General features: G+C 67.6%; 14 protein-coding genes. 10 read left to right on the top strand and 4 right to left on the bottom strand.

All coding sequences use genetic code 11. From position 1 onward, the window contains the following. Positions 1 to 35: 35 nt before the first annotated feature. Positions 36 to 629 carry a TetR/AcrR family transcriptional regulator gene (locus tag ASE63_RS24965; protein WP_082610284.1) on the bottom strand — a complete coding sequence of 198 codons (594 nt, stop codon included), beginning with the start codon at positions 627 to 629 and terminating at the stop codon, positions 36 to 38. Between the two features lie 479 nt (positions 630 to 1,108). Here ASE63_RS24965 and bcsN point away from each other — a divergent pair, with 479 nt between their 5' ends. The 7 genes from bcsN (at position 1,109) to sucD (ASE63_RS24930) (ending at position 12,162) form a co-directional block, all read left to right on the top strand. Further along, entirely contained in the window at positions 1,109 to 1,972 is an 864-nt protein-coding gene (bcsN, locus tag ASE63_RS24960; protein ID WP_056808124.1) for a cellulose biosynthesis protein BcsN, read from the top strand. 27 nt (positions 1,973 to 1,999) lie between these two features. Next, positions 2,000 to 4,189: a UDP-forming cellulose synthase catalytic subunit gene (gene bcsA / locus ASE63_RS24955; protein ID WP_056808122.1), complete on the top strand. Its 2,190-nt coding sequence runs from the start codon at positions 2,000 to 2,002 to the stop codon at positions 4,187 to 4,189. Next, positions 4,186 to 6,633, top strand: a complete 2,448-nt coding sequence (locus tag ASE63_RS24950) for a cellulose biosynthesis cyclic di-GMP-binding regulatory protein BcsB (protein ID WP_082610283.1) — start codon at positions 4,186 to 4,188, stop codon at positions 6,631 to 6,633. Before bcsA ends, ASE63_RS24950 begins: the two co-directional genes overlap by 4 nt. Continuing rightward, on the top strand, positions 6,630 to 7,655 hold the full coding sequence (locus tag ASE63_RS24945; protein WP_056808119.1) for a glycosyl hydrolase family 8: 1,026 nt from the start codon (positions 6,630 to 6,632) through the stop codon (positions 7,653 to 7,655). The genes ASE63_RS24950 and ASE63_RS24945 overlap by 4 nt, the downstream gene beginning before the upstream one ends. Beyond that, positions 7,646 to 9,775 (top strand): tetratricopeptide repeat protein, encoded by a 2,130-nt coding sequence (locus tag ASE63_RS24940; RefSeq protein ID WP_056808117.1) that lies wholly within the window; start codon positions 7,646 to 7,648, stop codon positions 9,773 to 9,775. The genes ASE63_RS24945 and ASE63_RS24940 overlap by 10 nt, the downstream gene beginning before the upstream one ends. Positions 9,776 to 10,107: 332 nt before the next feature. Next, positions 10,108 to 11,277 (top strand): ADP-forming succinate--CoA ligase subunit beta, encoded by a 1,170-nt coding sequence (gene sucC, locus ASE63_RS24935; protein WP_056808115.1) that lies wholly within the window; start codon positions 10,108 to 10,110, stop codon positions 11,275 to 11,277. A gap of 3 nt (positions 11,278 to 11,280) precedes the next feature. Further along, a complete protein-coding gene (gene sucD / locus ASE63_RS24930) occupies positions 11,281 to 12,162 on the top strand; it encodes a succinate--CoA ligase subunit alpha (protein WP_056808113.1) in 882 nt (293 codons plus the stop codon). A 143-nt stretch (positions 12,163 to 12,305) separates the two neighbouring features. Here sucD (ASE63_RS24930) and bhcR read toward each other — a convergent pair whose 3' ends face one another. Continuing rightward, positions 12,306 to 13,136, bottom strand: coding sequence for an HTH-type transcriptional regulator BhcR (gene bhcR, locus ASE63_RS24925; RefSeq protein WP_056808111.1), 831 nt, complete (start codon positions 13,134 to 13,136; stop codon positions 12,306 to 12,308). 241 nt (positions 13,137 to 13,377) lie between these two features. On the opposite strand from bhcR, the gene gcl reads away from it, so the two are divergent. The 3 genes from gcl to ASE63_RS24910 all read left to right on the top strand — a co-directional run bounded on the left by gcl (position 13,378) and on the right by ASE63_RS24910 (position 17,109). Continuing rightward, positions 13,378 to 15,156 carry a glyoxylate carboligase gene (gcl, locus tag ASE63_RS24920; protein WP_056808109.1) on the top strand — a complete coding sequence of 593 codons (1,779 nt, stop codon included), beginning with the start codon at positions 13,378 to 13,380 and terminating at the stop codon, positions 15,154 to 15,156. Positions 15,157 to 15,193: 37 nt separating this feature from the next. Further along, complete coding sequence (locus tag ASE63_RS24915; RefSeq protein ID WP_056808107.1) at positions 15,194 to 16,252, top strand: 2-dehydropantoate 2-reductase; 1,059 nt, start codon at positions 15,194 to 15,196, stop codon at positions 16,250 to 16,252. Between the two features lie 68 nt (positions 16,253 to 16,320). Beyond that, positions 16,321 to 17,109 carry a fumarylacetoacetate hydrolase family protein gene (locus tag ASE63_RS24910; protein WP_156410599.1) on the top strand — a complete coding sequence of 263 codons (789 nt, stop codon included), beginning with the start codon at positions 16,321 to 16,323 and terminating at the stop codon, positions 17,107 to 17,109. Between the two features lies 1 nt (position 17,110). On the opposite strand, the gene ASE63_RS24905 is transcribed toward ASE63_RS24910, so the two are convergent. Together ASE63_RS24905 and sucD (ASE63_RS24900) are read right to left on the bottom strand one after the other, a co-directional pair. Next, positions 17,111 to 17,836: a GntR family transcriptional regulator gene (locus tag ASE63_RS24905; protein WP_056808168.1), complete on the bottom strand. Its 726-nt coding sequence runs from the start codon at positions 17,834 to 17,836 to the stop codon at positions 17,111 to 17,113. Between the two features lie 308 nt (positions 17,837 to 18,144). After that, entirely contained in the window at positions 18,145 to 19,074 is a 930-nt protein-coding gene (gene sucD / locus ASE63_RS24900) for a succinate--CoA ligase subunit alpha (RefSeq protein ID WP_056808105.1), read from the bottom strand. Positions 19,075 to 19,180: the final 106 nt, after the last annotated feature.

Below are 19,180 nucleotides of genomic sequence, written 5' to 3'. Positions count from 1 at the left end.
GCCCGGCCCGTCTTCCGCGTGCCGAACCTGGCCGATCAGGCGACAGGCCCGGTGGCGCCGTAAAGGAGCGCGCGGACCATGCTCTCATAGCGCAGATGGAGCTTGTCGGGGGCTATTGGCGGCAGGCTCTGGTTGGTGCCGCGGGCACCGTCGGCGAGCAATTGCGCCAGATCCTCTGCTCTGCCGTCCGGCTTGAGGCGCAGAAGGCCCTTGGCCTGCATCTCGGCGATGAGGCCGGCGAGCTCCGCCTGGAAGGCGACGGCGGAGGTGATCATCAGATCGCGGCAGCGCCGGAAGGCCTGGTCGTTGATCTCGATGGCGTGTGGCGAGGTCGCCAGCCGGCGGCGGGCATGGCCATAGCGCGTGTCGAGAATCGCCGCGAAGATCGCGACAGGATCGCCCTGATCGTCCAGGACGGCCCGGCCCGCAACCATGCCGGCCTCGACAGCGTCCAGGTTGACGTTCTCGATCAGGAAACGGAAGGCCTCCTCCTTGCCGCTGAAGTAGTTGTACAGCGTTCGCCGGGTCACATCGACGGTCTTGGCGAGGCCGATCATCGTCAGCTGCTCATAGCCATGGTCCAGAAATGCCCGCTCGAGCCGCAATACGAGCTCTGTCCGAGTTACCATCTAATCGTCCGGGTGTTCGGCGTGGAACGCGCTCCGGCAAGCCCTAGCGCGACAGGCGAAACTCGCGCAACCGTATGAGCTCCGGCCAATCGTCGTACCCCCATCGGCTTCGGCGGAGTGATCGGATGCCAAGATGGGTCGCCCGTCCGTCTGAAGCAAAAAACGGTCGCTTGCGGCTTCCTTTCCCGCCCGTTGCTACCTTCTTGAGTGGCGCCCGCAAGGCAGGCCGGCCTGCCAAATCGTGGCCGGGTTGACGCCGGGGAGCGCGACGATCTGCTTCCGGGCGCCGCAAGCAGTCCAAGCAGCGCTTGGAGATAGCGCGCGAATCATCGACATAGTGGTTCAGCCGGGGGGCTGCGAGGTCGATCGTATGCGACTTCGCACAAGTGACGATCGGCTGCCGATGTCCGCAACGGCATGACGATCGACCCTTCACAGCGGTGGCGTCTGCCCCCGATGGGAGCCCGGTTAACCGAACGATGGCTTTAGCAGCTTGCCGCCTTCTCGCCGCTGTCGGTCTCTGCACGGCCCTCGCCGCCTGCGGCGAGCATCGGCTCGCCGATTCCGATCTGACGGTGGCGACGCGCGCCATAGCCGTCGCGCCGAGCCGCGCGATCGTGATCCCGCCGGTGGGCGGCCCCGCGATCGTCTCCGTCACCCAGCGCAGCTACGACAATGCGGTCTCGCAGGAGATCCGGCTCGCGACCCGCGGCGCGACGCCCGGCGAGAACGCGATCTACGCGGCACTCTTCACCGCCGCCGATGTCGTCGAGACCGAAGGCGTCGAAGGCAGCCTGCTCAAGATGCCCTCGCTCGATGATTATGCGATCGCGCGCGAGATGGAGGAACGCCTGCCGGGCGTGGTGATGATGCCCTCGGCTGTCTTCGTCCAGAACAAGTACGGCCCGTTCGGCTACGCCTTCGGTCGCGGCATCGGGGGGGAGGCCTGCCTCTTCGCCTGGCAGAGGCTGGCGCGCGGGGACAGCTTGTTCCGGCCGCGATCCGGAGCGGTCTCGGTCAGGATACGGCTCTGCGATCCGCAGGCGACCGAGGCTTCCCTGCTGCGGATCGCCTATGACTACGCGATCAGCGGGTCGCTTTCGCGCTCGGGCTGGAGACCCATCGACGACGCGCCGCCGCCTTCGAGCGGCCTCGGCGAGGCCGGGGCGCCGGTCTACCCTGTCGTCGCGGGGCCGGGCTTCGGGGAGGCCCCGGAGCGTCCGTCGGCATCCGTGCGGGCGCGGCCGAGAACCGTTGCCCCGCGCGTCGATCCGGCGGAACCTCCCCCTCCGGATCGACGTATCGAAGGATACCCGATCGTTCCGCGCCCGGCGGGCCCATGACAACAGCACCCGTCGCTGGATAACCCGATGCGAACCGCGATCTACGTCATCGTCTGGGCCATCGTCGCTGCTGTCGTTGTCGCCCTCATCACGCTGCCGATCAGCCTGCAGGCGCATCTGATCGCCAGCACGATCGTGATCGCGGCCATGATCCTGCTCAAGTTCCTGCGCCCGCTCGGCGTCTGGCGGCTGATCGCGCTCGGCCTGGGGACGGCGATCGTCCTGCGCTATCTCTACTGGCGCACGACCAGCACGTTGCCGCCCGTCAACCAGATCGAGGATTTCATTCCGGGTCTGATCCTCTACCTCGCCGAGCTCTACAACATCGGCATGCTGTTCCTCAGCCTGTTCGTGGTCTCGATGCCGCTGCCTTCTCGCAAGGCGCCGCCGTTCGACCCCGAGAACCCGCCGACCGTCGACGTCTTCGTGCCGACCTACAACGAAGATGCCGACCTGCTCGCGACCACGCTCGCGGCCGCGCTTGCCATGGATTATCCGGCAGGTCGCATGCGGGTGTATCTACTGGACGACGGTGGCACGGACGAGAAATGTGCCTCGGCCAATTTCGTCGCCGCGGCTGCGGCGCGGGAGCGGCGCGCCGAACTGCAGGGGCTTTGCGCCGGGCTGGGCGTCACCTATCTCACCCGCGCGTTCAACAAGAGCGCCAAGGCCGGCAATCTCAACAACGGGCTCGCCAACTCGACCGGCGAGCTCATCGTCGTGTTTGACGCCGACCATGCGCCGGCGCGCGATTTCCTCACCGAGACGGTCGGCTTCTTCGGCGTCGATCCGCGGCTCTTCCTGGTCCAGACGCCGCATTTCTTCATCAATCCCGACCCGCTGGAGCGCAACCTCAAGACCTTCGATCACATGCCGTCCGAGAACGAGATGTTCTACGGCATCATCCAGCGCGGCCTCGACAAGTGGAATGCGGCCTTCTTCTGCGGCTCGGCCGCGGTTCTGCGACGCGAAGCGCTCGATGAAGTCGGCGGCTTCGCCGGCCGGAGCATCACCGAGGACGCCGAGACGGCGCTGACGCTGCATTCGACTGGCTGGAACAGCGTCTATGTCGACAAGCCGCTGATCGCCGGCCTGCAGCCCCCGACCTTCGCGAGCTTCATTGGGCAGCGCTCGCGCTGGGCGCAGGGCATGATGCAGATTCTGATCTACCATCGCCCGCTGTTCAAGCGCGGCCTCTCGCTGCCGCAGCGCCTTTGCTACACCTCCTCGGCGTTGTTCTGGATGTTCCCCTTCGTACGGCTGATCTTCCTGGTCGCGCCGCTGTTCTACCTGTTCTTCGGGCTGGAGATCTTTACCGCATCGGGCGCCGAGTTCCTCGCCTACATCCTCGGCTACATGATCGTTAACCTGCTGATGCAGAACTATCTCTATGGCCGCTATCGCTGGACCTGGATCTCGGAGCTCTACGAGTTCATCCAGTCGGTCTACCTGCTGCCGGCGATCGTCTCGGTCATGCTCAAGCCGAGCAAGCCGACCTTCAAGGTCACCTCAAAGAACGAGACGCTGGCGACGCGCCGGGTCTCCGAGCTGGGCACGCCCTTCTTCATCATCTTCGGCGTGCTGGCGCTCGGCCTCGTCGCGACCTACTGGCGCACGATCGTCGAACCTTACAATGCCGATACGACGCTCGTCGTCGGCTATTGGAACATCCTGAACCTGCTGATGGCCGGATGCGCGCTCGGCGTCGTCTCGGAGCGGCCGGAAGGGCGCTCCTCGCGGCGATTCGCGGTCGAGCGCCGCGGCGAGATCGTCGTCGATGGAAGGACCATCCCGATGGTGACGGATGATGCCTCCGTCGGCGGCGTCGGCATCCGCATCATGGCGAACGAGTACGACCGGATACCGAACGGCAGCGCGGCGCTGATCTCCTTCGAGACGACGATCGACATGCCGCGCGGCCAGTTGCCGGTCAGGGTGCAGCGCGTCCAGCGCGACGAAAAGGGCGTGCTGCTGGGCTGCCGCTACGAAAGCACGGAACCGCTGCACAGCCGGATGATCGCCGACCTCGTCTTCTCCGATTCCGAGACCTGGAGTCGCTTCCAGGGCGGGCGGCGGCAGAATATTGGCGTGACGCTGGGCACGCTGCGCTTCCTGCGGATCGCGATCTTCCAGACCAGCCGCGGCCTGACCTACTTCTTCGGCCTGACCCGCTTCAACCGCCAGAGGCCCCCGGTCAAGAAGGAAGCCACCCGATGACCGGGCGTTTCCTGATCCGCGCCCTTGTCGCGGCAATGCTCTCGGCCGGCGCTTCCCATGGTGGCGCGCAGGAACCGGCGAAGCCCGTGGCGCCGGTCGCGCCCTTCACGATCGCGCCCCCAGCGGCATCGCCGTCTTCCCCGGCTCCGGCACCGGCGTTGCAGGCGCCGGTCGCCCCGGCGCGACCGGTCCAGACGAATGTTTCAGCCTTCAGGCCGCTGCTGCCTGCGGCGCGCGTCAATCTCGAGGGCGAGGCCGATACCCGTACCTGGTCGTTCCATCTGACCCAGGACGAGGCGGGCGCCGATATCGACCTGAATGTCGCTTATCAGAATGCGCTCGTCGTCATGCCCGAGGCCTCGCGCCTGGTCGTGAGGGTGAACAACGAGCGCGTGCTGGAGGCGCCCGTCGCTTCTTCGGAGCGGCAGGCAAGCCTGTCCGCCAAGCTCCGCAAGGGGCTGCTGAGACCGGGACAGAACACGATCCGCTTCGAGGTCGCGCAGCGCCACCGGACGGATTGCAGCGTTGCCTCGACCTACGAGCTGTGGACGCGGATCGAAGGGGCGGGCACCGGGCTCGTCTTCAGAGCGGTCTCGCCTTCGTTGCGGCAGCTGCGCAATCTCGACGACCTGCCGGCGGTGGGCGCCGACGAGAGCGGCCAGACGACGCTCCGGATCATCGCGCCGAGCGTCTCGCGCTCGGTCGCGGGGAACCCGATCATGGCCGTCGCCCAGGCATTGGCCCTGCGCGGCGGTTTCAGCCAGCCGGTCGTCGAGGTGATGGAGCGCCCCGAAGGCGCGATCCGCGCCGGCACGCTCGCCGTCGTCCTGGGGATCACCGCCGAACTTCCCGAGGTTCTCGCCGAGGTGCCCGAACAGGCGAAGGGACGCAGCTTCGTCGGCTTCGTCTCCGATGCGAGGCTGGGGCCTTCGACGCTGCTCATCGCCGGCAACACCTGGCAGGATGTCGAGAACGCCATCGAGACGACGCTGACAAAACCCATGCGACGGCCGCCCAACATGACCCGCAGGGTCATGGACACGGCGAGCTGGCATCTGCCCGCTGCGCCCGTCATCACGGACGAGCGCGCCCTGTCATTCTCGGAACTGGGGATACCGACGCAGGAATTCACCGGTCGGCGCCTGCGGGTCCGGGCAGTCGTCGCCTTCCCCGGGGACTTCTATGCCGGGGCCTATGGCGAGGCGACGCTGTATCTCGACGGCGCCTATTCCCCCGAAGTGCGCCCGGGAGACAGCCATCTCGAAGTCTTCGTCAATGGGCGGGTCGCCGCCACGGTGCCGCTCAATGCGGCTGGCGGCGGCTATTTCCGGCGCTTTCCGATCAATCTGCCGCTCCGCAACTTCCGGGCCGGCATCAACGAGATCTGGTTCGAGGCCGTGACCGTCTCCGCAAGCGACCTCGCTTGCGGTCCGGGCGCCACGCTTCCCGGTGCGAACCGTTTCGCCCTGTTCGATTCCACCGAGCTCGCCTTTCCCGATTTCGCGAAGATCGGCGTGATGCCCAATCTGGCGGCGACGGCTGGCACCGCTTTTCCCTACTCGGTCGCCACCCGAACCTCGCTGATCCTGGGACGACAGGATGCAATGAACTACGGCGCGGCCGCCACGCTGCTTGCGCGGCTGGCCCAGCAGGCGAACCGCCCGCTGGCGATCGATGCGTTGAGCAGCACGAGCACGGCGTCGGGCCAGCCTACGCTGATCGTGGGAGCAGCCGGGCAGCTGCCATCGGGCGTTCTCCCGCGCGTCGGCGTCTCTGAAAACGTCCGCACCACCTGGCCAGCGCGCGCCGACGAGGCGGTCGTGGGGCCCGACAGCGAGGGCTCCGCCGTCTTCGATGCCGTCATCAAGAGCTTCCAGGGGCGGCATGGCAGACCTGTTACGGAAGCGGAATCGACGCCGCGGAGCAACGACGAGCTGCGCGATCGCTGGCGCAGTTCGCTCGGGGGACCGCTCGCCCGCTATTTCGTCTCCTTCGATCAATGGCTGCAGCGCACCTTCTCGTTGTCCTTCGCGCAGCTGCGCGTGCCGTCCGGCGCGACCACGCTGTACGATCCCGCCGCGGGCACGGACATGATCGTGGCGCAGGCGGTGGATCCGGATTCGGGCGAGGTCTGGACGGCTTTCGTCGCGCGTCGCACGACGGCGCTCGAGAGCACGATCGCGCGGCTTACCAAGCCGGGGAACTGGGCCGGCCTCTCCGGCAAGCTGACCGCCTATCAAGGCTCGCAGGGGTTCCAGGTGCAGGAACCGGAGAAGACGAACTTCGTCGCGACGCGGGCCTTCAGCCTTGCCAATATGCGCCTGGTATTGGCGAACTGGATGTCGAGCAACATCGCAATCTACGCGCTTGCCGTGCTGGTGGCCTGCATCGTGCTTGGCATCGGGACGTCCCTGGTGCTGCGCCAGGTGGGACAACGGTCATGAGCAGAATTCTTGCGAGCCTCGTCGCGGCAATCATGGCTTTCGGCATCGCATTTCCCGCCGCCGCGGCGATCCCGGCCGAAGCCTGGGACCTCTACCGGCAGAAATTCGTGATGGCGGATGGCCGCGTCGTCGATGACGTCAACGGCGAGATCAGCCATAGCGAGAGCCAGGGCTACGGGCTCCTGCTGGCCTATCTCGCCGGCGACCGCACGACCTTCGCCCGCATCCTCGCCTTCACCCGCACGGAAATGCTGATCCGCGACGACGGCCTTTCAGCCTGGCGCTGGGATCCGAAGGCGAGCCCGCATGTCACCGACATCAACAATGCCAGCGACGGCGACCTGTTGATCGCCTATGCGCTGGCATCGGCGGGCGCGGGCTGGAACATGCCGAACTACACGGCGGCGGCGCGCCAGCTTGCGCGCAGCCTGACCAAGGTCGCCCTGCTGAAGCGCAACGGCGAGATCTGGCTGATGCCGGGCGCGCATGGCTTCTCCGAGAAGGACCGCCCCGACGGACCCGTGGTCAATCCTTCATACTGGATCTTCGAGGCCCTCCCGGTCATGGCGCGGCTGACGGGCGACCAGAGCTGGATGCAGGTGAAGGCCACGGGGCTGCGGCTGCTGGACCGTGTCGCGAAGACGGCCAAGCCGCCGGCCGAATGGCTTTCGGTGAAGGGCGAGCCGAAGCCGGCCGAGGGCTTCCCCGCGCAGTTCAGCTACAACGCCATCCGCATCCCCCTCTATCTGCTGCGCGCCGGCCTCACCGAGCCCGCCCGCTTCGGCCCGATCCGCGCGGCATGGTCGAACGGAACCGCCACCATCGATCTGGGCAGCGGCAAGCCGGTCGATCCGCTTCCCGATCCGGGATATCGCATCCTGGCGGCAAGCATCGCCTGCGCGCTCGACGGAACGCCCGTGCCGGCGGAGTTGAAGACCTTCCAGCCGACGGCCTATTATCCCTCGACGCTTCACCTGCTCTCGCTCGCCATGCTCGCCGAGAGGTATCCGCGATGCATGTGAAATCGATCCTGGTCACGGCAGCGGTCGCCGGCACCGTGGTCTATGGGCTGGGCAGCTACTACGGCTGGCCGGCGCGGGGCGAGAGCCAGAACCCGCTGGAGAGGGCCCTGGCGCAGGAGAAGCGTACGGCCGAGGAGGCGCTGCAGCCCGCGATCGATCTCGCCCAGGCGCAGCGCCCGCCCGCCGGGCAACCGGCTCCGGCCCCACCGGTCGTCGACGAGAGCGCGCTGCGCTATTTCGCGCAGCAGGGCGACACGCGCCGCCTTGAGGCTGAGATGGCGCGGCTGCGCGCGCTTTATCCGGAATGGAAACCGCCGGCCGACCTGACCGGCACTGTGGCGCGGGTCGATCCCGAACTCGAACGCATGTGGAAGCTCTTCGGCGAGAGCAAGCTGGGGGAGCTTCGGGCCGCAATCGCCCAGCGCAGCGCCGGCGATCCGAACTGGCAGCCGCCGGCGGATCTCGTCCAGCAGCTGGATCAGGCCGAGGCGCGGCAGCGCCTCGTCAACGCCTCCAATGCCAAGCAGTGGGAACAGGTCATCCGCATCGGCACCGACACGCCGGCCCTCCTGACCTGCGCCAATGTCGATTCGCTCTGGCGCGTGGCCGAGGCCTTCGTCCAGACGAAGCGCCCCGACCGGGCCCGCGACGCCTATTCCTATGTCCTGACCAACTGCACCGATCCGGCCGACCGGCTGGCGACGATGCAGAAGGTGCTGCCGGCCCTGCCCGAGGAGATGACGCTCGCGCTGCTGGCGCAGGAGCGCAATGGCGAGTTCTCCTCGATCCGCGACGAGCTGGCGCGCCAGCGCATCGGCCGGGCGGCGGAGAACCCGCCGCTGACCGCCACGCCCGAAGAGCTGAGGCGCATCGAGGCGCTCGCGACCGCCGCAACGACGCCGGATGATGCGATCCTGCTCGGCTTCTACGCGCTGCACCACAATGATGCGGCGAAGGCGGTCACCTGGTTCAAGACCGCGCTCTCGCGCAATGGCGGCGCCAAAGCAGCCGAGGGTGCGGTGCTCGCGCTCAGCGCCGTCAAGGACCATCTGCAGGCCGAGGAGCTCGGCTCGCAATGGCTCGAGGCCGGAGCGGCCAACCGCAAGGCCTATCTCGATGCCGCGACCGCGCTGATTGCGCAGGAGCCGCCGCCGCGCCTGAGCGAGGCCATCGTCACGCGCATCGCCAGGACGGTCGGCTCCGAGCGCTATGCCTCCGGGGCCAGCGGCCTCGGCTGGTACGCCTATAATTCCGGGCAGGTCGAAGCGGCCGGGGAGTGGTTCAAGACCGCTCTAGGTTGGGATCGCAACCTCGAACAGGCGGCCTACGGCCTGGCACTCGTCCGCCAGCGCCTGCGCGACCGGGCGGGGCTGCTCGCCATCGTTTCGGAATGGGGCGCGCGCTCGCAGCGCATCGCCGATATCCTCCGCCCGGGTCGTCAGGCGGCGCCTGCGCGGGAGGTGCGGGAGATACCGCTGCCGGCCGCCGTGCCGGAGTCGGTCCCGCGCGAGGGTCCCCGGCTTCCCGCCCGCGTGGCGCGCGCCGCTTCGCCGCCGGCTGCGATCGAGGACGAGGTGCCCTCGCGATCCGCCGAGCCCGCCGCGCCGCGCAGGGCGGCCTCCGGCGGCGGCCGAGCGGGCGCCGCAGCCCTCGCCCAGGGTTGGCGCCTGCTCGACCTCAAGCGCCCCGCTGCGGCCATCGAAGCCTTCGATATCGCGCAGCGCACGGGCTCGGCGCAGGTTGCCGGGGATGCCGCCGCCGGCAAGGTCTATGCGCAGTTGCAACAGGGGCTGACGGCGGAGGCCAATGTCTCGGCCGCTTCGGCGCCGATCCCGCAGGCTCGCCGCCGCGAACTGACGGCGCTCATCCTCTCGGAGCGCTTCTACGCCCTGTACGACGCGAAGAACTACAACGCGGCGCTGCTGGTTCTGGGCGAACGCGCGCGCTACGCGCCGGAAACCACCGATCTGATGATGTCGCGCGGTTGGTCCTACTTCAATCTCGGGCGCTACGCCGACGCCCGCAAGGTCTTCAGCGCGCTCCATCGCGCCAACGGCTCGCCGCAGGCGCAGTCCGGGCTGACCGCGATCGACGAGGTCACGAAGATCACGCGCTATTAGCGCGGGCTGATTTTGCAGAGAAACTCGGGTCATCCCGGGCGCAGCGAAGCGCAGACCCGGTATCCATTGCTGAACTTTGCCCGGAAGCGCTCCGGAATGGGTCCCGGGGCAAGCCCGGGACGACGACGCGGATCCGTGGAAATCAGTATGCCCCAGCGGAGGCCGAGTTTTCGCTGAAGCGCGCCACGTCCCGGAAAGCCCGGGATGACAGCGGTCCAGAGACAGCCCGCATCCGCAAAAGGAAGCCGGCCAGTTGCCGCCTGATCCATATTGGCATAATGTATGCCAAGATGGATGCCGCCTCTTTGGGGCGTTAGCGGAGGGACCGGGCCGTGAAGATCCATGAGTTCCAGGCGAAGCACCTTCTTGCACCGTATGGCCTGACCGTGCCGGAGAGCGGCGTCGCCATCAGGGCCGAAGAGGCCGGTGAGATCGCGGGGCGCCTCGGCGGCGCCGTGATGGTCAAGGCGCAGATCCATGCCGGCGGGCGCCAGCGCGCCGGCGGTGTTCGGCCGGCCGAAACACCCGCCGACGCCGAGGCTGCGGCCGTCGCCCTGCTCGGCGAGGCGCTGGTGACGGACCAGACCGGCCCAACCGGCCAGATCGTCAGGCGGGTCCTTGTCGAGGCCGCTGTGCCGGGGCAGCGCGAGCTGCATCTCGCCTTGCTGGTCGACTCAGCCGCGGGCGAGGTGATGCTGATCGGCAGTTCCAGGGGCGGCGCGGATATCGAGGAGCAGGCGGCGCGCGGCGAGCTTCGCATCCGTGAGCTCAGGCTCGGGACCGGCCGCGAGGCGCGGGCGCAGGTCGTGGCGGCCTTCCTGGCCGGGCTGGGCCTGGAGGGCGCAGTGCATGAGCGGGTTTGCGCGCTCGTGGACGGCCTGCGACGGGCCTTCGTCGAGCTCGACGCCAGCCTGATCGAGCTCAACCCGCTGGCGGTCACCGACGCCGGCACGCTGGTCGCGCTCGACGTCAAGATGATACTCGACGACAACGCGCTGTTCCGCCACCCCGAGCTCGCGGCGCTGCGCGACGAGGACGATACCAGCGCCGTCGAGCTGCAGGCCCAGCGCCACCAGCTCAACTATATCCAGCTCGATGGCGACATCGGCATGGTGGCGAATGGCGCGGGCCTCGGCCTCGCCACGCTCGACATGCTCGTCGCGGCGAATGGCCGGCCGGCCAATTTCATGGACATCCGGACCACGGCAAAGAGTCTCGACATCGCCCACGGCTTCGGCCTGCTGCTCGATAACCCGGCGACGCGCGCGATCCTCATCAACGTCCATGGCGGCGGCATGCAGGCCTGCGACACCATCGCCGAGGGGCTCGGCATCGCCTTGCGGCGCACCGGTCGCTCGCTGCCGCTGGTCGTGCGCCTGGCCGGCAACAACGCCGATTTCGCGCGCTCGCGCCTGCAGAACTTCGGCTGCGCGGTGATCGACTGCCCCGACATGTGGACTGCGGCCTCGCAGGCGGTCGCGCTGGCCGAGAGGAGAGCCTGAGCCATGGCCGTCTTCCTGAACCGAGACACTCGCGTCCTCTGCCAGGGCATGACCGGATGGGCCGGCACCCATCACGTCGCGCGGATGATGGAATACGGCACGCAGGTCGTCGGCGGCATCACGCCGGGCAAGGGCGGGCGCTCGCATCTCAACCTGCCGGTCTATGACCGGGTCGCCGATGCTCAGGTCGAGACCGGGGCGAATGCGAGCATCGTCTTCGTGCCGCCGCCCAATGCCGCTGCGGCCATGATCGAGGCGATCGAGGCCGAACTGCCGCTGGTGGTCGCCGTCACCGAGCGCGTGCCGACGCTCGACATGGTCCGGGTGCGCGCGGCGCTGAAAGGCGCGCGCACCATTCTGGTCGGCGCCAATTCGCAGGGCATCCTGGTGCCGGGCGTCGGCAAGCTCGGCGTGATGGCGACAGGCAGCGAGCGTCCCGGCGGCGTCGGCATCGTCTCGCGTTCGGCCTCGCTGACGAGCGAGGTCGTGGCGCAGATCACCGCCGCCGGCCTCGGCCAGTCGACGACGATCGGCGTCGGCGGCGACCCCATCCACGGCATCGGCATGCGCGAATGCCTCGAGCTGCTGCTGGCGGATGTCGACACGCAGGCCGTGGTGCTGATCGGCGAGATCGGCGGCACGGAGGAGGAGGAGGTCGCCGAGTATGTCGCGGGGCTGCGGCCGTCCAAGCCGGTCATTGCGCTGATCGTCGGCCGCGAGGCGCCGCTCGAGCGCCGCATGGGCCATGCCGGGGCTCTGACCCTGCGCGGCAGGGGCGATGCGGCCGGCAAGATCAAGGCGCTGGAATCGGCCGGCGTACGGATCGCCCCGAGCGCTCATCTGGTGGGGGAGACGGTCAGGCAGGCGCTGGCCGGGCGGGGGTGAGTTTTCACGGGCCTTTGGCCTCATTGCGAGGAGCGCAAGCGACGAAGCAATCCAAGGGGGCGTAGAGCGCTGCCGCTCTGGATTGCATCGCTGCGCTTGCAATGACGGCAACAGCCTCTTCGGACGCGCTGGTGCGACTGGCCTCACTCCCGCGCCGGCAGCTGCCCGCCGATCGATAGCGTGATCTCGTCGGCGGCTCGGCGCACCATCGGGCCGTAATCGTCGAGCTTGCGCGGGGTGACGCGGACGGCCGGCCCCGATACCGACACGCCCGCTATCGCCTCGGCATGCTCGTTGAAGATCGGCGCGGCGACGCAGCGCATGCCCAGCGTGCGCTCCTCGTCGTCGAGCGCCCAGCCGCGCCGGCGCCCCTCCGCCAGCTCGCGCAGGAACCGGCCGAGATCGGTGATGGTATGCTCGGTGAAGCGCTCCAGGCGCCGCAGCGCGCAGATCTGGCGCACGCGATGTTCGGGGAATTCGGCCAGCAGCGCCTTACCCACGCCCGAGGCATGCATCGCGCCACGGCTGCCGGCGCGGAAGAAGGCGCGCAGCGTGTCGTGGCTCTCGACCTGCGAGATGAACACCACCTCGCCATTGTCCTCGATCCCGAGATTGACCGTCTCGCCGCTCGATTCCATCAGCGCGTGCATCATCGCGCGCCCCATGCTCGCGATGCGGCGGTTGCGCAGGAAGGCCGAGCCGGTCTTGAAGGCGCCGACGCCGACCAGCCAGAGCCCCCGCTCCATGTCGTGCTGGACATAGGCGCGGACCTCCAGCGTCAGCAGGATGCGGTGGACCGTCGAGGCCGAGACGCCGGAGCGCCGGCTGAGCTCGCTCAGCGTCAGCCCGTCCTCCTCGGCCAGGATCTCGAGCAGTGTCAGTCCACGATCCAGCGCCTGCACCGCACCGCCGGCGCTTGCGGCTTTCAGGGAGCGCGGCCGCCCGCGCCCCTTGCGTTGCTCGACGAGGCTCATGCGGATTCTCCCATAGACTTTCGTTCCGGCAGGAAAGCACGGTCGCTGCCGGTTAGCGAACGATAGGCGGAATATTTTTGCACCATTTGGGCCAGACCCAGTTCGGATAATCGGAAGTGTCTGTTAAAATATGAAAAATCGCCATCGCGAGAGGAATGAAAAAATATTCTGAAATAAATTGACCCATGCGTCGATCTGGCATCTCGTATACCAATCGAGGTTCTCTCGTGGGGAGCAGGCCATGCCGAAAATGCGGGCTATCGAGGCTGCGGTCAGTGTGCTGGAGCGGGAGGGCGTGACGCAGGCATTCGGTGTGCCGGGCGCCGCGATCAACCCGCTCTATGCCGCGCTGAAGAGCCGCCGCTCGATCCACCACATCCTGGCGCGCCATGTCGAGGGCGCCTCGCATATGGCCGAGGGCTACAGCCGCGCCGTTGCCGGCAATATCGGCGTCTGCATCGGCACCTCCGGCCCCGCCGGCACCGACATGATCACGGGTCTCTATTCGGCCATCGCCGATTCCATCCCGATCCTCTGCATCACCGGCCAGGCGCCGCGCGCCCGCCTGTACAAGGAGGATTTCCAGGCCGTCGACATCGAATCCATCGCCAAGCCGGTAACGAAATGGGCCGTGACTGTGCGCGAGCCGGCGCTGGTGCCGCGCGTCTTCCAGCAGGCCTTCCACATCATGCGCTCGGGCCGCCCGGGGCCGGTGCTGATCGACCTGCCGGTCGACGTCCAGATGGCCGAGATCGAGTTCGACGACGACACCTATGCGCGGCTTCCTGTCTACAGGCCCGCCGCCACGCGCCGCCAGATCGAGAAGGCGATGGCGATGCTGGAGGCTTCGCAGCGGCCGCTGATCGTCGCAGGTGGCGGAGTGATCAACGCCGATGCGGCCGAATTGCTGGTCGAATTCGCCGAGCTCACCGGCGTGCCCGTGGTGCCGACCTTGATGGGCTGGGGCGCGATCCCCGACGATCACCCGCTGATGGCGGGCATGGTCGGGCTCCAGACCAGCCATCGCTACGGCAATGCGACGATGCTGGCTTCCGATTTCGTGCTCGGCATCGGCAATCGCTGGGCGAACCGCCATACCGGCTCGATCGAGACCTACACGAAGGGCCGGACCTTCGTTCACGTCGATATAGAGCCGACCCAGATCGGCCGCGTCTTCGACCCCGATTTCGGCATCGTCTCGGATGCGAAGGCGGCGCTCGAATTGTTCGTGGCAGTGGCGCGCGAGCAGGAGGGCAGGGGGCAGCTGCGGAACCGCAGCGCCTGGGCCAGCGAATGCCGCGGCCGGCGCGAGACCATGCTGCGCCGGAGCGATTTCGAGCACGTGCCGCTCAAGCCTCAGCGCGTCTATGCGGCGATGAACCAGGCTTTCGGCCGCGACGTCTGCTACGTCTCGACCATCGGCCTGTCGCAGATCGGCGGCGCCCAGTTCCTGCGCGTCCACAACCCGCGTCACTGGATCAATTGCGGCCAGGCCGGCCCGCTCGGCTGGACCTTGCCGGCAGCGCTGGGCGTGCGTGCCGCCGATCCGGAGCGCGAGATCGTCGCGCTCTCGGGCGACTACGATTTCCAGTTCCTGATCGAGGAGCTGGCCGTCGGGGCGCAGTTCAACCTGCCCTATATCCACATCGTCGTGAACAACGCCTATCTCGGCCTGATCCGCCAGGCCCAGCGCGGCTTCGACATGGATTTCCAGGTCGGGCTCGGCTTCGACAACGTCAACAGGCCGGGTCTTGCCGGCTACGGCGTCGACCATGTCGCGGTCGCCGAGGGGCTCGGCTGCAAGGCGCTGCGGGTGCGCAGCCCCGATGAGTTCGAATCCGCCTTCGCCCAGGCCAAGGCCTGGCTGGCGGAATATCGGGTGCCGGTGGTGATGGAGTTCATCCTGGAGCGCGTCACCAACATCGCCATGGGCACCGAGATCGACAATGTCGTCGAGTTCGAGGAGGCGCTCGACCTACCGCTGCCCGCCCCCGAGCCCGTTCTGCAACCCGCGCAATGACGCCGGCCCACCCCCGATAACGAGAGAGGATGCGCCCATGAAGATCTGCATCTACGGCGCCGGCGCGATCGGCGGATATCTCGGCGTGATGCTGAAGCGCGGCGGGCAGGACGTGTCGCTGATCGCGCGCGGCGCCCAGCTCGAGGCGATCAAGGCGAACGGGCTGACGCTGCTCCACAAGGACGGGACGCTGACGGAGCAGATGCCGGCGAGCCGCGACCCGCGCGAGCTCGGCCCGCAGGACGTCGTGATCATCGCGCTCAAGTCGCATCAGGCCTGGGAGGCGGCAGAGGATCTGGCGCCGCTGCTCGGGAAGGAGACGGCGGTCGTCACCGCGCAGAACGGCGTGCCCTGGTGGTACTTTTACGGCCTGCCCGGTGAATATGCCGATCTGCGCCTGCGCAGCGTCGATCCCGGCGACCGCCAGTGGCGCGCGATCGGCCCGGAGCGGGTGATCGGCTGCACGGTCTATCCGGCGACCGAGCTCGTCGAGCCCGGCATCGTCAGGCACATCTATGGCGACCAGTTCGGCCTCGGCGAGCCCGACCGGCAGCCCAGCGCCCGGCTCGACCGTCTCACTGAGGCGCTGAAGGCCGGCGGGCTGAAGCCGCATCTCTACGACGACATCCGCAACGACATCTGGCTGAAGCTCTGGGGCAATCTCTGCTTCAACCCGATCTCGGCGCTGACCCATGCGACGCTCGACATCGTCGCGACCGACCCCGGCACGCGCGCGCTCGCGCGCAGCATGATGCTGGAGGCGCAGGAGATCGGCGAGAGGCTCGGCGTGCGCTTCCGCGTCGATGTCGAGCGCCGGATCAACGGCGCGGCCGGCGTCGGCGCCCACCGCACCTCGATGCTGCAGGATCTGGAAAAAGGCCGGCCGCTCGAGATCGACGCCCTGCTGACCGCGGTGCAGGAGATGGGCCGGCTGGTCGAGACGCCGACGCCCTTCATCGACGCGGTGCTCGGGCTCGTGCAGCAGATGGCGACGGTGAAGGGGCTCTATCCGACCTTCCCTCAGGAGGCGCTGGCCGAGCGGCAGGCTCCCGCCGAGGCCACGGTGCAGCCGCTGCGCCATATGGCGGCCTCGTGAACGACGGAGGCGAGGCCATGGCGCATGCGACGATGCGGACGGCTGCGCGGACCGAGAACAGCCCGGCGATCGCACATTGGCTGCGTTTCCTGCATCGGGGGCGCGAAGGCTTCGGCAGGCTGTCGGGCGAGACGATCGCGATCCACCATGGCGACATTTTCGCAGGCGCCGAACCAACCGGCGAGACCTTGCCTCTCGCCGAGATCACGCTGCTGACGCCGACCGCTCCCTCCAAGATCATCGCCCTCTGGAACAATTTCCACGCGCTCGCGGCCAAGCTCGCGGTGTCGGTCCCAGCGGAGCCGCTCTACCTGATGAAGGCGCCGTCCTGCGCGGCGGCTTCTGGTTCCACGGTGACGCGGCCGCCATCCTATGCGGGCAAGGTCGTCTATGAGGGCGAGCTCGGCATCGTCATCGGCCGGCGCTGTAGCCGGGTGAGCCCGCGGGAGGCCGGCGATTTCATCTTCGGCTACACCTGCGTCGACGACATCACGGCGCTCGACCTGATCGCGGCCGACCCTTCCTTCCCGCAATGGGTGCGGGCGAAGAGCTTCGACGGTTTCGGGCCGTTCGGGCCGGTGGTGGCGACGGGGCTCGATCCGCGCCAACTCACGGTCCGCACGCTGCTGAACGGGCAGGAGCGCCAGAACTATGCCGTCGCCGACATGGTCTTCCAGCCGCATGAGCTGGTCAGCCGTCTCTCGCACGACATGACGCTGCTGCCCGGAGACCTGATCTGCTGCGGCACCTCGCTCGGCGTCGGGACGATCAAGGAGCCGGTCAACACGATCGAGGTGACGATCGAGGGGATCGGCACGTTGACGAACGGGTTCGTGCAGGAGACGCCGGCGGGATAGTTCAGTCAAAAATCTCGGCGTGTTCGTCGACATAGGCCGCGAGGCCCAGCGTGTGCTCGCGGCACAGCCGCTCGGCCAGCGCGACGTCGCGCTTCTCCAGCGCCTCGATGATCTGCAGATGCTCGACGATCGAGCGGCTGGCGCGGTCGTCGCGGCCGATCGTCATCTGGCGGATGCCGCGCACATGCAGCAGCAGATTGTCGGTCATCTCGACGAGCAGCTGCGATTTGCTCAAGCCGATCAGCGTCTGGTGGAAGACGAGGTTGGCGGAGGAGTATTCGCCGACATGGTCGGACGGCTTGTGGGCCTCGTCGAAATCCTTGAACAGGGTGCGCAGCTTGCCGATCTCGGCGTCGCTGGCGCGCTCCACGGCGAGGCGTGCGGCCATGCTTTCCAGAGCCGCCCAGGCCTGGATCATCTCGACGATCTCGTTCTTGGTCTTCTTCAGGACCATGATGCCGCGCCGCGGCAGCGACTTCACCAGCCCTTCCTGCTCCAGCATCGCGACTGCCTCGCGCACCGGCGTACGGCTGACGCCGAGCTGCTCGGACAGCTGGCGCTCGTCGATCCAGGTTGGCTCCGGCGAGCCGTAGATGTCCATGTTGATGATCGCATGCTTCAGCGCGGCATAGACCTTGGTCTTGAAGGTCGCCTCGGGCGCGAAGCGCTTGAGCACGAGGCTCTGCGTCGCGGCGGCAGGCGGGGTCGTGTCGCTCGGGGCTTTCAAGGTCGCTGCTCCTGCATCGCAGCAGCGCATAGAGCATTGCGCGAAAAAGTGGAAACCGGTTTTTCGCAGGAGCAATGCTACAAACTCTTAGAATCGATCACGTTTTTCGCATTCGGACGGTTTCGTCCGAATGCGACGTGATCAAGCGCCGGTGCGGCGCCACGTCCATGCGGGAGGTGAAACCCGCTTCCTTGGCTACGGCCCAAAAAAGCGGCCCCGTGACCAGTTCGTCGCGGGGCCGTCAGGGGGGAGGAGATCGTATCCGCCAGTATGCCGACCGGATATGGCTCAAAATGCGGCAGTGGGAATCAGAAGGACCATTCGATTTCGGCGCAGCGCTTCTGGACGCCGACTTCGCCGTTGAGCAGTTCCACCAGCGTCTTGCCGAGGCGCGCCGGCGAGGGCGAGACCTTGATGCCGGCCGCTTCCATCGCTGCGATCTTGTCTTCGGCACCGCCCTTGCCGCCGGAGATGATCGCGCCCGCATGGCCCATGCGGCGGCCGGGAGGTGCCGTGCGGCCGGCGATGAAGCCGACCATCGGCTTGCAGCGTCCGCGCCTCGCCTCGTCCCTGATGAACTGCGCCGCGTCCTCCTCGGCCGAACCGCCGATCTCGCCGATCATCACGATCGATTCGGTTGCCGGGTCGGCCAGGAAAAGCTCGAGCATGTCGATGAATTCGGTGCCCTTGACCGGGTCGCCGCCGATGCCGACGGCCGTGGTCTGGCCGAGCCCTTCGAGCGAGGTCTGAAACACCGCCTCATAGGTCAGTGTGCCCGAGCGCGAGACGATGCCAACCGAGCCCTTGCGGAAGATGTTCGCCGGCATGATGCCGATCTTGCTCTCGCCGGCCGTGACGATGCCGGGGCAGTTGGGCCCGATCAGCCGCGATTTCGAGCCGCTGAGCATGCGCTTGACCTTGACCATGTCCATCACCGGGATGCCTTCGGTGATGCAGACGATCAGCGGGATTTCGGCGTCGATCGCTTCGCAGATCGCATCGGCCGCGCCCGGCGGCGGCACATAGACCACGGATGCGTTGGCGCCGGTCCTGGCCTTGGCCTCGGCGACAGTGTTGAACACCGGCAGGTCGAGATGGCTCTGGCCGCCCTTGCCGGGCGCGACGCCACCGACCATGCGGGTGCCGTAGGCGATCGCCTGCTCGGAATGAAAGGTGCCGTTACGCCCGGTGAAGCCCTGGCAGATGACCCTGGTGTTCCTGTCGATCAGAATGCCCATGCGTTTCCCCTCTTATGATTATTGGTTCTTCGCTGACTGCTTCTGCGCCCCGCAGATCGGAACGGTCTTTCGCTTCGTCTCCTTGGTTCTCACGGTGAGAGATCGG

The sequence above is a fragment of the Allobosea sp. Root381 genome (assembly GCF_001429395.1).
In the GTDB taxonomy this organism is placed as follows: Bacteria; Pseudomonadota; Alphaproteobacteria; order Rhizobiales; family Beijerinckiaceae; genus Allobosea.
The sequence above is the reverse complement of the archived record's forward strand: the minus strand, read 5'-3'. Positions and strand labels throughout refer to the sequence as shown.